Origin of the sequence: Nonomuraea sp. NPDC003804 (assembly GCF_040610675.1) — a bacterium.
In the GTDB taxonomy this organism is placed as follows: domain Bacteria; phylum Actinomycetota; class Actinomycetes; order Streptosporangiales; family Streptosporangiaceae; genus Nonomuraea.
In genome coordinates this window covers 47992-60660 of the sequence record NZ_JBEXMT010000043.1, presented here as the reverse complement: position 1 = coordinate 60660, position 12669 = coordinate 47992, and the positions used below count along the sequence as shown (strand labels likewise).

The following is a 12669-nucleotide window of genomic DNA, read 5'->3' as shown; positions in this document are numbered from 1 at the left end:
TTCCTACTACTCCTCGCGCAGCCGGGGGTTGAAGATCTCGTCCATGGCGTCGACCACGAGCACGATCCCGAGCGTCAGCAGCAGGATCGCCAGCAGCGGCGCCAGCAGGTAGCCGAGCGCGGTCGGCGTGATCATGGCGCCGGCCTGGAAGACGGCGAGGTTGAGCATGACGCCCCAGTTGTCGGACTCGTACGGGAGCACGCCCAGGAAGAACAGGCCGACCTGCGCGTAGACGGCGCCGGTCACCGCGATGAGCATGTTCATCGCGATGTAGGGAGCCATGCTCGGCAGCAGCTCCTTGCTGACGATGTGCGTGGTGGACAGGCCGAGGCCGCGCGCCGCCTCGATGAAGCCGCGCTCCCGCAGAGAGAGGGTCTGCGCGCGTACGGCACGCGCCACACCGCCCCAGCCGAGCAGGCCGAGCACCAGCCCCATCTGGATCGGGTTGCCGAACTTCCACACCGTCGCCAGCACCAGCAGCAGCGGCAGGCCGGGGATGGTGAGCTTCATGTCGGTGATCCGCATGAGCACCGTGTCCCAGCGGCCCCGCCTGAAGCCGGAGTAGAGGCCGAGCGCGGTGCCGAAGACCACCGTGATGAGGGCGGTCACCGCGGCGCTGAGCAGCACGTAGCGCGAGCCGGTGATGACCAGCGCGAGCACGTCCCTGCCCTGCGGGTCGGTGCCGAACCAGTGCTGCCAGCTCGGCGGCTGGGTGATGGCGTCGGGGTTGTCCGGCAGCGGGCTCGGGAAGAACATCGGCCCGAAGACGCCCATGAACGCGAAGCCCAGGATGATGATCACCCCGGCCATGCGGCTGGGCTTGCGCTTCATCACGCGCCAGACGCCGTACCAGAAGTTGCGGCGGATGGTCGCCGTGCTGCTCTCCAGCACGATGGCGCTCATCGTCCCCCCTCCCCGCTGCGCACCCGCGGGTCGATCACGGTGTAGAACAGGTCGGCCACGATGTTGGCCACGACGACCGACACGGTGATCAGCAGGAACGCGCCGCCCATCAGGGCGTAGTCGCGCAGGGTGATGCTGTCGATGAGCAGCCACCCGAGGCCCGGATAGTTGAAGATCTTCTCGATGAAGACCGCGCCGCCGAGCAGCAGACCGAGCGAGAGCGCCAGGATCGTGAACAGCGGCAGGATCGCGTTGCGCGCGACGTACCTGAAGATGATCGACCGCTTCATCCCGCGTAGTTCGGCGGCCAGGATGAAGTCGTCGCCGAGCACCGTGACGACGCTCGACTTCATGGCCAGGATCCAGCCGCCGTAGGCCGACAGCGCGTAGGTCGCGACCGGCAGGACGGCGTGTTCGGCCAGGGAGCCGAGGTAGCCGGCGTTGAAGCCGGGCTCGAACAGGATGTCCACCGGGCCGTCCGCCGGCAGGATCGGGATCAGCGTCGCGAAGATGACCACCAGCAGCATCGCCAGCACGTACTGCGGGATGCCGTGCAGCAGCGAGCCGGAGATGGCCAGCGCGTCACCCAGCTTGCCGGTGCGCTTGATGGCCGCGTACACGCCCAGGATCACCCCGACCAGGAAGCTGAGCAGGGTGCCGAGCAGCACGGGTAGAACGGTCCACTTGGCCGCGTCCGTCAGGACGTCGAGGACGGGCGTCCCCGGCCTGGTGACCGAGACGCCGAGGTCGAAGCGGAGCAGGCCGCCCATGTAGTCGACGTACTGCTCCCACATCGTGCCCGAGGGCAGGAAGCCGTACATCACCTTGGTGGCCTGCATGGCCGCCTCCGGCGACATGCCCCCCTCGACGAGCTTCTCGTAACGGGCGGCGACGGGGTCGCCGGGAATGTTGTTGACGATGAAGAAGCTGATCGAGGCGACCACGAGGATCATGACGATCCCGCGGGCCAGGTGACCCGCGAGTCGCCGAGCGATAACCGTCATGTGCTACTGCTTCTTCTTGACCAGACCCTGCTGGATCCAGACACCAGAGGGAAGGACGCCCTGTCCGAGACGCAGGACCTCGTCGTCGTGCGGCCAGCCGGTGAAGCGGCTGTTGTTGACGAACTGGTTGTTGATGTAGTCCCACAGCTGGATGACCGGGAGGTCCTGGTTGGCGGCCGTGGCCAGCTGCGCCATGATCGGCTTGGCCTCCTCGGGGCCCACCGAGTTCAGCTTGCCGGTGAGCTCGCCGGGGTTGACCTTGGTGCCGTCGACCTCGGTCTCCTCGGGGCTGCCCATCCAGTTGCCGGCCTCGCCGGGGGCGGAGTGCTTGACCTTGCCGCCGACGTTGGCCCAGCCGTTGGAGGCGCCGTAGAGGCGCTGGAAGATGTCGTACGGCGCGGGGCCGAGCGCCATCAGCCAGAAGCCGACGTCGTACTTACCTGCCGCCAGCTCCTCCAGGTAGACCGGGTAGTCGGCGGTGGTGACCACCTCGGCGTCGATCCCGGCCTTGATGAGCTGGCTCTTGATGTTCTCCTGGGCCGACAGCCAGTCGGAGAAGCCGGCCGGCGCGTGCATGGAGACCTTCCACGGCGTGCCGTCGGCCAGCGTCCACTTGCCGTCCTTCTTGGTCAGGCCGGCGGCCTTGAACTCCTCCTCGGCCTTGGCCGGGTCGACCTTGTACGGCTCCAGCTTGGGCAGCGTCTCGGGGATCCAGGCGTTGGCGGCCTTCTGGTGGATGCCGGTGATGGTGGTCGCCGCGGTGCCGCCCTCGGGCGAGGCGACCTTGGTGACCTGCTCGCGGTCGATCAGGTAGGCCAGGCCCTTGCGGACGTGCACGTTGTCGTAGGGCTTCTTGGCCTGGTTGAAGGCCATGCCGACGGCCACGGGGGAGTAGCCCTTGATGACCTCGCTGCCCGGCGCGGCCTTGATCCGGTTCATCACGTCGGTCGGAGCGGCGACGAAGCCGGAGTGGTCGAGCTTGCCCTGGGTGAGGTAGTTCCAGATCTGCTCGTTGCCGGTGTAGTTGAGGAACTTCACCTGGTCGGGCGCCACGTTGGCGGCGTTGAAGAAGTGCTTGTTCTTGACCAGGAGCGCCTCGCCGGGGTTGACCCGCGACAGCACGAACGGCCCGCCCGCGACGTCGGTCGGCGGGGCGAAGGCGATCACCTTCTCGCCCAGCGCGGTGATCTCCTCGCGGGCCTTCTCCGCCTCGGGGCCGTCACCGCGGGCGGTCTTGATCGTGTCCCAGATGGTGGCGGGCACCGCGCTGCTCCACACGTGGGCGGGCAGCACCGTGGTGTCGAGCACGCCGCGCGCGAACTTGGGGCTGGGGTTCTCGGGGTCCTGCGTGATCTTGATGGTCTTCTCGTCGACGACCGTGACCTCGGCCGCCGCGCCGGCCGCGCCGGGGGTGACGGCGAAGGCCGTGCTGCCCTGGGTGTAGGCGAGGGCGATGGAGAGTTTCACGTCTTCGGCGGTGACCGGCTTGCCGTCGGACCACTTGGCGTTCGGCTGCAGCTTGAGCGTGATGGAGGAGTTGTCCGGGGCGATCTCCCAACTGGCCGCCATGCCGGGCAGCGCCTTGTTGGGGTCGGTCAGGTGGTTGACGACCCACCCGATCTTCATCGTGGTGTAGCCCGGGAAGGCGTTGCCCTTGGGGTTGTAAGGGTTGGCAGGGGCGCTCGCGTCGATGCCAGGCCTGTTCACGTCGATCGTGGTGAAGAGGCCGCCGCCGGCGCTCCCACCACCGCCCGCGGACTTGTTGTCGGTGCTGCTGCACGCCGTCGTCGTGGCGAGACCGAGCAGCGCCACTACGGCTGCTAGTCGCTTCATGTACCGCTCCGTGGGGGGCTTATCGATGGGTCCGGTATAGATCGGGGATTGTCCGGACCCTATGGTCAGCCCGCGGATGCGTCAATAATCTCCAGCAGTTGTGAGGTGAATGTAACTTTCCTTCATCACCCGCCATGCTGGAAAAAGGGCGTCACAAGGGGGGGTGGGGGCCGCGCGACGCGCAGGGCACGCGCCGGGACCCCCGTAGTGTATCCGCTGGTCAGCGGCTTCCAAAGAGTTCGTTGACGCGCGCGTTGGCGGCGGTCAGCGCGGTGGCGGCATCCTTCTGCCCCAGCCAGACCTCCTCCAGCGCCGTCTGCACGATCTGCCCGATCTCGTCGCCGTGGTCGCTGACCGGCAGCAGGAAGGTGCCGTCCTCGGCGTCGGCGACGGAGGTGAAGGCCGACACGTCACGCCCCGCCTTCTCGTGCGCCTTCATCGCCCGCTCGGCCGAGGACGAGATGGCGGGGAAGACCACGGCGCTGTCGCCCACCAGGTCCTGGCAGCCGGTCGAGCCCAGGAACTTCACCCACTTCCAGGCCGCCTCCTGGTGCCGGGTGCCGGCGTAGATGACGTCGGCCAGGCCGTTGAAGGACGACTTCCGACCCTGGGGGCCCTTTGGCAGCGGGGCGAAGGCGAACTTCCCGTCCGCCAGATAGGTGTTGATCATCTAGGAGCCGGTGATGCCCAGCGCGGCCTTGCCCGAAGCGAGAACGGCGTCCGGGCCCAGCGAGCCGGTCTTGTCGTAGGAGGCGGTGTAGCCCTTGTCGGCCAGGCGCTTGAACCACTCGACGGTCTCGGCGAGCTTCGGGTCGTCGTAGAAGTACCTGGTGCCGAACGGGTTCTTGTCGATGAAGCCGAAGCCGTTGGAGACGGCCAGGTCGCCCCAGCCGTTCTGGCCGAGCGCGCCGTCGCGCAGCTCCGGGACGTAGCCGTGGACGGCCCTGCGCCAGGTCGAACGCGCGGAACTTCAACTCCCTGCGCAAGAAGGACGAGCTGGACGCGTACCGGGTGGCCTGCCGCTGAGGCGCGCACTGGCCGGGGGCGATCGAGGGCCGCCCCTCGGCCGAGAAACCGGGTGAGCGGACCGACACGCGTCGCTATCCTTCCGGCATGGCAGACGACCATGGGGTGACCCCGCAGAGTGAGGACTTCTCGGCCTGGTACAACGAGCTGGTCGCCAAGGCGCAGCTCGTCGACCGGGGCCCGGCGAAGGGCACCATGGTCATCCGACCGTACGGCTACCGCCTGTGGGAGCTGCTCCAGGGCGAGCTCGACCGGCGGATCAAGGACACCGGCCACGAGAACGCCTACTTCCCGCTGCTGATCCCCGAGAGCTACCTGCGGCGCGAGGCCCAGCACGTCGAGGGCTTCTCGCCGGAGCTCGCCGTCGTCACCCACGCCGGTGGCAAGGAGCTCGAGGAGCCGCTGGTCGTGCGCCCCACCTCGGAGACCGTCATCGGCGAGATGATGGCCAGGTGGATCTCCTCACACCGTGACCTTCCGCTGCTGCTGAACCAGTGGGCGAACGTCGTGCGCTGGGAGCTGCGGCCCCGCATGTTCCTGCGCACCACCGAGTTCCTGTGGCAGGAGGGCCACACCGCGCACGCCGACGCGGCCGACGCGATGCGGGAGACGATGCTCGCCCTCGACCTCTACACCGAGGTGGCGCGGGACATCGCCGCCATTCCCGTGGTGGCGGGCGAGAAGACCGCGGGCGAAAGGTTCGCCGGAGCGGTGCGCACCTTCACCATCGAGGGCATGATGCGCGACGGCAAGGCGCTGCAGGCCGGCACCTCCCACTACATGGGCACCAACTTCGCCGCGGCCTTCGACATCCACTACACCTCCGCGGCCGGCCGCCTCGAACTGTGCCACACGACGTCGTGGGGCATGTCCACCCGGATGATCGGCGGCGTCATCATGACGCACGGCGACGACAAGGGGCTGGTGCTGCCGCCCAGGCTCGCGCCGTACCAGGTCGTCATCGTCCCGATCGGCCGCGGGGAGCAGGGGGAGCGGACGCTGGCGGCCGCCCGTGACCTCGCGGCGCGGCTGACGGCGGCCGGTGTGCGCGCCCACGTCGACGACCGCGCCCAGCTCTCGCCGGGCTTCCGGTTCAACGACTGGGAGCTGCGCGGGGTGCCGATCCGCCTCGAACTGGGCCCCCGCGACCTGGAGTCGGACACCGTGGTCATGGCCAGGAGGCTGGGCGAGGAGGGCAAGCAGTCGCTCCCGCTGGCCGCCGTGCCCGCGAGCATGCCGGGGATCCTCGCGGAGTTCCAGGAGTTCCTGCTGCGCCGGGCCACCGCGTTCCGCGACGAGCGCACCACGCCGGTCGGCACGTGGGAGTCCTTCACCGCCGCCGTCGGCTCGGGGTGGGCGCTGGCGCTGCACTGTGGCAAACCCTCGTGCGAGGACGACATCAAGGCGCGCGCCGCCGCCACCCCGCGCTGCGTTCCGCTCGACGGCGCGGCCGAGACCGGGACCTGCGTGCGCTGCGGGGAACCCTCCGCCTACGGCAAGCGGGTCGTCTTCGGCCGCTCCTACTGAGCCCTGCCCCGGCGGGTCATGGTCAGATCGCGTCCCAGGCGACGTCCTCGTACAGGGCGAGCAGCCGGGCGGCGAACGCCTCGTCGAGCTTGAGGGCGGCCTCCTCGAGCCGGCCGACCATGACCACGCCGTGGGAGTTGGTGAGGAAGACCGCCTCGTAGGCGGGCAGGTCGGCGACCCTGACGGGGCGGCGCTCCTGCGGGATGCCGGCCGGCTCCAGCGCGCGCTCCATCAGCTGCATGGTGATGCCGTGCAGCATCGGCGCGTCGGGCCAGATGACCGCGGTCCCGTCGAAGCAGCCGAGGTTGGTGATCAGGCCTTCGGAGATCAGGCCGCCGGGACCGGTGAGCAGGCCCTCGTCGTAGCCCTCGGCGTGGAGCAGGCTTCCGTAGTACGCCTGGGGGAAGCCGCCCAGGTGCTTGATGTGCGGAAGGAAACGCTGGTAGCCGACGGGTCGGACGCTGCGCGGCGTGGTGGCGACCGCGATGGGCGGGCGGGCGGTGACGAACACGTGCGGGCGGTCGTCGGCGTCGGCCGCCTGGACGTAGACGCGGACGCTGGCGTCGGTGAGGTCGTCGCCGAGCGCGGTCCTGATCGAGTCGATGACGAGCGCGGTGTCGAGGTCGAGGCCGAACAGCTCGCGGTTGGCCGCCGTCAGGCGGGCCAGGTGCAGGTCGAGGCCGCGGGTGCGCCGGTCGCGCACCTGCATGGCGGTGAAGTGGCCGTAGCGGGCCAGGAGCGGCAGGGCGGACTCGGGCCCGGCGACCCGGCCGTCGATGACGGTGATCACCCGACCAGCTTACGGGCGGCCGGGACTGTCGTGTGTAGCAAGCGTTTGGTTAGATCCGGGCATGGACGAACGTGAGGTCGCCGACCGGCTGGAGATCGCCGGGCTGCTCGCCCGCTACGCCAGGGCCGTCGACGCCGGGGAGTGGGACCGGCTCGTGGAGGTGTTCACCGCCGACGCCGTGATCGACTACCGGTCGGCGGGCGGGATCGCGGGCGGGTTGGAGGAGGTCAGCGCCTGGCTGGCCGCGGCGCTGGCGCCGTGGCCCGGACGGCTGCACCTGGTCGGGGCGCCGGTCATCGACTTCACCGCCGCGGACGGGGACGCCGATGCCGCGGCTGGTACGGCGGCGGGCACCGAGGCCGTGGTGCTGGCGCCGTTCACCGACACGCTGGCGCCCTCGAGGACGATGCTGGCCGCCGGGGCCAAGGGGGTGTGTCAGGGCGGCGGCTGGTATCACCACCGCATGGTCCGCACCGCCGCCGGATGGCGCAGCAGGGAACTGGTGGAGGAGCAGACCTGGCGCACGATCAGCTGACCCCGTCCAGCTGACCCCGTCGCGGCGGCCCGCCCCGCACGCCGGAGCGGCGTGATGGACGGGCCCCGCCCCGTGACCGCGGTGGCCTCTCGGGGGCTTGCCGTACGAGGGGGGCTGCCGGACGCGGGACTCCTCGCCGGACGGGCCGGGGAGCGAGCCGACGGGTCAGGACGTCGCGGGTGACAGGCGCGACAGCGCGAGCGAGGCGTAGAGCGCCGCGCCGTCCGGCAGGACGGCGTCGTCGAACCGCGCCTCGGGGGAGTGGTTGTACGGCGCGCTCGCCGGGTCCCGGTCGGGCGGGCACGCGCCGAGGAAGACGAAGGCCCCGGGCACGTCCTCGAGCACGTAGGAGAAGTCCTCCGAGCCCATGACCGGCTGCGGGGCCACGAAGAAGCGGCCGGGACCGAAGAGCCCGTCGATGGTCTCGCCCGCGAAGGACGCCTCGTCCGGGGTGTTGACCGTGACCGGATAGCCCATGCCGAAGGACGCCTCGACCCGCAGGCCGTGCGCCGCGCCGATGCCCTCGACCAGCTGCACGGCACGCTGCTTGACGCGGGCCCTGGTGTCCTTGTTGAAGGTCCTGATCGTGGCCGAGAAGCGGGCGTCGTCGGGGATGACGTTGTCGACGGTGCCCGCGTGGAAGCTGCCGACGGTCACCACGACCGGGTCGAACACGTCGAAGGCCCTGGTCACCAGAGTCTGCAGGGCGGTGACCATCTCGCAGGCGGCCGGGATGGGGTCCAGCGCGCGCTGCGGGGTGGACCCGTGGCCGCCCCTGCCGATCACGTGCACGTCGAAGGTGTCGGCCGCGGCCATGATGGGCCCGCCGCGCGAGGAGAACGTCGCGGGCGGCAGCATCGCCGAGACCACGTGCATGCCGTAGGCGGCCACGGCCCGCGAGCCGGCCGCGTCGAGCACGCCCTCGTCGATCATGACTTTGGCGCCCTCGTAGCCTTCCTCGCCCGGCTGGAACATGAACACCACGTCGCCCGCGAGCTGCTCCCGCCGGGCGGCCAGCAGGTGGGCGGCCCCGGTGAGCATGGTGGTGTGCAGGTCGTGGCCGCAGGCGTGCATCCGGCCCTCGTGGGTGGAGATGTACGGCAGGTCGTTGCGCTCGGCGACGGGCAGCGCGTCCATGTCGCCTCTGAGCAGGACGGCGGGGCCCGGCCTGCCGCCGCGCAGCACTGCGGTGACCGAGCTGAGCGACTCGCCCGTGCTGATCTCCAGCGGCAGGCCGTCGAGCGCGGCCAGCACCTTCTCCTGCGTGACGGGCAGGTGGAGCCCGACCTCGGGCGTGGTGTGCAGCGAGTGGCGGAGCCGGACGAGCTCGTCCCGCATGTCCTGTGCTGATTCAAGAAGCGACATGGAGCACATTCTTCACACGCCCGCCACTGGCCGGACAAGTGGTCATTTGTAGGATGGCCGCGTGACTGAGCGTAAGCCCATCCAGACCTGGTTGTCCGACATGGACGGCGTCCTGGTGCACGAGGGGCATCCCGTCCCCGGCGCCGACGTGTTCGTCAAGCGCTTGCGCGAGTCGGCCAAGAGCTTCAAGCTGCTCACGAACAACTCCATCTACACCCCGCGCGACCTCGCCGTACGGCTGCGCGCGGGCGGCCTGGACGTGCCGGAGGAGGCCATCTTCACCTCGGCGATGGCGACCGCGCGCTTCCTGGACGACCAGCGTCCCCGCGGCTCCGCCTACGTGATAGGCGAGGCGGGGCTGACGACGGAGCTGCACGAGATCGGCTACGTGTTGACCGACATCGACCCGGACTACGTGGTGCTGGGCGAGACGCGCACCTACAGCTTCACCCAGATCACCAAGGCCATCAGGCTGGTCGAGGCCGGCGCCAGGTTCATCGCGACGAACCCGGACCCGGTGGGTCCGTCGAACGAGGGCTCGCTCCCGGCCTGCGGCGCCGTGGCCGCGATGATCACCAAGGCCACGGGGGTCGAGCCGTACTTCGTCGGCAAGCCCAACCCCATGATGATGCGCCACGCGCTGAACGCCATCGACGGCCACAGCGAGACCACCGCGATGATCGGCGACCGGATGGACACCGACATCGTCTGCGGCATGGAGGCGGGTCTCTACACGATCCTGGTGCTGAGCGGCGTGACGCAGCGCGAGCAGGTCGACCGCTTCCCCTTCCGGCCGTCGCTGATCGTGGACTCGGTGGCCGATCTCGTCGACCGGATCTGATTCCTGACGCACCCTGTCAGGTATGGCCGGCAGGCTGGCTCTCATGCACCGCATCTACCTGGAGCTCGGCCCCAAGAAGGTGTTCGCCTGCTCGCTCGACTGGCCCGGCTGGTGCCGCGTCGACAGAAGCGAGGAACCGGCCATCGACCGGCTGACCGACTACGCCCCGCGCTACCGCGTGATCGCCGAGCGGGCGGGCCTCGACTTCGCGCCCGGCGAGCCCGTCGTGGTCGAGCGGGTCAAGGGCTCCAGCACCACCGACTTCGGCGCGCCCGACGCCGAGCCGTCCGCCGACGCCGAGCCCGCCGGCCCGGCGACGCTCGCCCGTGACGTCGCGCTGCTGCGCGCGGCCTGGGCGCTGTTCGACCAGACCGCCGCCGCCACGCCCGAGGAACTGCGCAAGGGGCCGCGCGGCGGCGGGCGCGACCGCACCAGGATGGTCGAGCACGTCACCGAGGCCGAACGCGCCTACGCCCGCCGGCTCGGCGTCAGGTACCCGCCGTACAGGTCGGTCGCCGACCGCGACGCCATGCGGGAGGAGCTGGCGGCGCTCCTGCTGGAGGGCGGTTCGGGCACCTGGTCCACCCGCTACGCCTGCCGCCGCGTCGCCTGGCACGTCATCGATCACCTGTGGGAGATGGAGGACCGCAGATCGTTCTCGTAGGCGAGGATGACCAGCTGGACCCTGTCCCTGACGCCCAGCTTGGTGATCGCGCGCGAGATGTGCGTCTTGACGGTGAGCGGGCTGATCACCAGGTGGTGGGCGATCTCCTCGTTCGACAGCCCGGCGGCGATCAGGCCCACGACCTCCAGCTCGCGCGCCGTCAGCGCCTCCAGCGTGCCGGAGGGCCCCGGACGGCCGGCGAAGCGCTCGACGACCTTGCGGGTGACGCCGGGCGACAGCAGCGAGTCGCCGGCGTGGACCACCGCGACCGCGCGGCGCAGCTCGGCGGGCTCCACCTCCTTGGTCAGGAAGCCGCTGGCGCCCGCGCGCAGCGCGGCGAAGACGTTCTCGTCGGTGTCGAAGGTGGTCAGGATGATGATCCGGCACTCGGGCAGCTCGGCGAGGATGCGCCTGGTGGCGGCGATGCCGTCCGAGCCGGGCATGCGGATGTCCATCAGCACCACGTCGGGTCTGAGGTGGCGCGCCTGCCGTACCGCCTCCTCGCCGGTGGCGGCCTCGCCGACCACGGCGATCTCCTCGTCCTTGGCCAGCAGGGCGCGGAAGCCGGCGCGCACCAGCGCCTGGTCGTCGGCGAGCAGCACGTTGATCGTCATACCGGCAATCCTGCCCTGACCGCGAAGCCGTCGTCGGCCTCGATCTCCAGCCAGCCGCCGAGGGCGTCGACCCGCTCGCGCATGCCGGTCAGGCCGTGGCCCTCGGTGTAGGGGACGGGGCCCGTGCCGTCGTCGACCACCTCGAGCCGCACCTGGCGGGAGGAGTAGTCCAGGTGGACGAGCAGACGGCGGGCGTCGGAGTGCTTCAGCGCGTTGGTCATCGCCTCCTGCACGATGCGGAAGGCGGCCATGGCCTGCGCGGCGGGCACCTCGGTGGGGTCGCCGCGCTCGTCGAGGGTGACGTCGAGCCCCGCCTCCCTGGCCCTGGCGACCAGGTCGGCGATCGAGGAGAGCTCGGGCTGCGGCTCGCCCGACACGTCGCGCAGCACGCCGATCAGCGACCTGAGGTCGGCCATCGCCTTCTTGCGGACATCGGCGGCGACCTCGATGGCCGCCCGCGCCTCCGGCAGCGTGTCGGCCTCGGCGGCGACGTTCAGGTGGAGGCCGACGACCGTGAGGGTGTGCGCGACGACGTCGTGCAGCTCGCGGGCGATCTGCAGCCGCTGCTCGGCCAACCTGGTCGTGGCGGCCTCGCGCAGCCTGGCCTCGTGCTCGGCGCGCCAGCGCAGGTGCTGGCGGTAGCCGTGGGCCAGGGCCAGCACGAGAGCGAGCCACAGCAGCTCAGCCCCGCCCCTGGCCAGGTCCATCGTGGGGGCGACGCCCGCCGCGAGGGTGAGCGTGCAGATCACGCTCGCCCACGTCAGGTTCGCCAGCCCCGCGGAGAAGACCGCGACCGACATCGGCCAGATGACGCCGCCCTCGAACAGCCCGCCGTACTGGGCGCCGACCAGCACCGCGGCCGACAGCGCCAGCACGGTGACCGGCGCGTACCGCCTGGCCGGCAGCAGCAGCCCGAGCGTGATCGCGACGGGGACGGTGCCGTTCCAGGTCAGCGGGGCGCCCACGGAGGCCAGCGAGGTGAGGGCGCAGACCACCGTCAGGACGGCGAGCGCGGCGTCGAGCCGCAGGAAGGACCGGGACATGCCCCGAACGGTAGCGAGGGCGGCGTCCGGCGGTCGTCCTCCGTCGTGAGTCACCCGGCTACTTCGATCGATGTATGAGGCGGGGCAGCGAGGTGATGTGCGCGGCCAGGTAGTCGCCCAGGGCCTCGGGAACCAGGTGCCGCGAGGTGATCTCGGCCGGGTCGAGGGGCAGCCGCTCGACGTCGTAGGCGCCGCTCGAGGGGTCCTCGCACTCGGGGCCGTGCCGCAGCGCGGGATCCATGCTGACCAGGCGGCAGCCGTACACGTGCTGGGTCTTGACCCCGCCCTGGTGGGGGTAGGTGAGCGTGGTCAGCGGGGTGACCGCGGAGACGACCGCGCCCAGCTCCTCCAGCAGCTCCCTGCGGAGCGTGTGCTCCAGGGTCTGATCCTCCGGCTCGACATGGCCGCCGGGGACCGACCAGTACAACGCCTTCCCGGGGACCGTGCGCCGGAAGACGATCAGCCGTTCGTCGTCATCGAGCAGGACACCTCGGACACTAGGTCGCATAAAGACCCTCCAATTT

Annotated in this window: 13 protein-coding genes; 4 read left to right on the top strand and 9 right to left on the bottom strand. The window is 70.5% G+C overall.

What is annotated here, in order from left to right; genetic code table 11:
- Nucleotides 1–6 precede the first annotated feature (6 nt).
- The 4 genes from ABZX22_RS40420 to ABZX22_RS40405 form a co-directional block, all read right to left on the bottom strand.
- On the bottom strand, nucleotides 7–903 hold the full coding sequence (locus ABZX22_RS40420) for an ABC transporter permease (protein WP_354920925.1): 897 nt from the start codon (nucleotides 901–903) through the stop codon (nucleotides 7–9).
- Nucleotides 900–1907 (bottom strand): ABC transporter permease, encoded by a 1008-nt coding sequence (locus ABZX22_RS40415; protein WP_354920922.1) that lies wholly within the window; start codon nucleotides 1905–1907, stop codon nucleotides 900–902. Before ABZX22_RS40415 ends, ABZX22_RS40420 begins: the two co-directional genes overlap by 4 nt.
- Before the next feature lie 3 nt (nucleotides 1908–1910).
- Nucleotides 1911–3740, bottom strand: coding sequence for an ABC transporter substrate-binding protein (locus ABZX22_RS40410; protein ID WP_354920919.1), 1830 nt, complete (start codon nucleotides 3738–3740; stop codon nucleotides 1911–1913).
- A gap of 220 nt (nucleotides 3741–3960) precedes the next feature.
- Nucleotides 3961–4410, bottom strand: coding sequence for a hypothetical protein (locus ABZX22_RS40405; RefSeq protein WP_354920916.1), 450 nt, complete (start codon nucleotides 4408–4410; stop codon nucleotides 3961–3963).
- 443 nt (nucleotides 4411–4853) lie between these two features.
- On the opposite strand from ABZX22_RS40405, the gene proS reads away from it, so the two are divergent.
- A complete protein-coding gene (gene proS, locus ABZX22_RS40400; RefSeq protein ID WP_354920913.1) occupies nucleotides 4854–6293 on the top strand; it encodes a proline--tRNA ligase in 1440 nt (479 codons plus the stop codon).
- A 22-nt stretch (nucleotides 6294–6315) separates the two neighbouring features.
- On the opposite strand, the gene ABZX22_RS40395 is transcribed toward proS, so the two are convergent.
- Nucleotides 6316–7083 (bottom strand): aminotransferase class IV, encoded by a 768-nt coding sequence (locus ABZX22_RS40395; RefSeq protein WP_354920910.1) that lies wholly within the window; start codon nucleotides 7081–7083, stop codon nucleotides 6316–6318.
- Nucleotides 7084–7144: 61 nt separating this feature from the next.
- Here ABZX22_RS40395 and ABZX22_RS40390 point away from each other — a divergent pair, with 61 nt between their 5' ends.
- Nucleotides 7145–7618: a nuclear transport factor 2 family protein gene (locus ABZX22_RS40390; RefSeq protein ID WP_354920907.1), complete on the top strand. Its 474-nt coding sequence runs from the start codon at nucleotides 7145–7147 to the stop codon at nucleotides 7616–7618.
- Between the two features lie 165 nt (nucleotides 7619–7783).
- On the opposite strand, the gene ABZX22_RS40385 is transcribed toward ABZX22_RS40390, so the two are convergent.
- A complete protein-coding gene (locus tag ABZX22_RS40385; RefSeq protein ID WP_354920904.1) occupies nucleotides 7784–8983 on the bottom strand; it encodes a M20 family metallopeptidase in 1200 nt (399 codons plus the stop codon).
- A gap of 61 nt (nucleotides 8984–9044) precedes the next feature.
- Between ABZX22_RS40385 and ABZX22_RS40380 the strand changes: the two genes are divergently transcribed.
- Both ABZX22_RS40380 and ABZX22_RS40375 read left to right on the top strand, forming a co-directional pair.
- On the top strand, nucleotides 9045–9824 hold the full coding sequence (locus ABZX22_RS40380) for an HAD-IIA family hydrolase (protein ID WP_354920901.1): 780 nt from the start codon (nucleotides 9045–9047) through the stop codon (nucleotides 9822–9824).
- A 22-nt stretch (nucleotides 9825–9846) separates the two neighbouring features.
- Nucleotides 9847–10488 carry a hypothetical protein gene (locus tag ABZX22_RS40375; RefSeq protein ID WP_354920898.1) on the top strand — a complete coding sequence of 214 codons (642 nt, stop codon included), beginning with the start codon at nucleotides 9847–9849 and terminating at the stop codon, nucleotides 10486–10488.
- On the opposite strand, the gene ABZX22_RS40370 is transcribed toward ABZX22_RS40375, so the two are convergent.
- Genes ABZX22_RS40370 through ABZX22_RS40360 form a run of 3 tightly spaced genes read right to left on the bottom strand, consistent with a single transcriptional unit; the run spans nucleotide 10449 to nucleotide 12653 of the window.
- The gene (locus tag ABZX22_RS40370) at nucleotides 10449–11102 is read right to left on the bottom strand and encodes a response regulator transcription factor (protein WP_354920895.1); all 654 of its coding nucleotides are present in this window, start codon (nucleotides 11100–11102) and stop codon (nucleotides 10449–10451) included. The two genes, ABZX22_RS40375 and ABZX22_RS40370, sit on opposite strands and share 40 nt — an antisense overlap.
- The gene (locus ABZX22_RS40365; RefSeq protein ID WP_354920892.1) at nucleotides 11099–12145 is read right to left on the bottom strand and encodes a sensor histidine kinase; all 1047 of its coding nucleotides are present in this window, start codon (nucleotides 12143–12145) and stop codon (nucleotides 11099–11101) included. The genes ABZX22_RS40370 and ABZX22_RS40365 overlap by 4 nt, the downstream gene beginning before the upstream one ends.
- 58 nt (nucleotides 12146–12203) lie before the next feature.
- The gene (locus ABZX22_RS40360; RefSeq protein ID WP_354920889.1) at nucleotides 12204–12653 is read right to left on the bottom strand and encodes an NUDIX hydrolase; all 450 of its coding nucleotides are present in this window, start codon (nucleotides 12651–12653) and stop codon (nucleotides 12204–12206) included.
- Nucleotides 12654–12669: the final 16 nt, after the last annotated feature.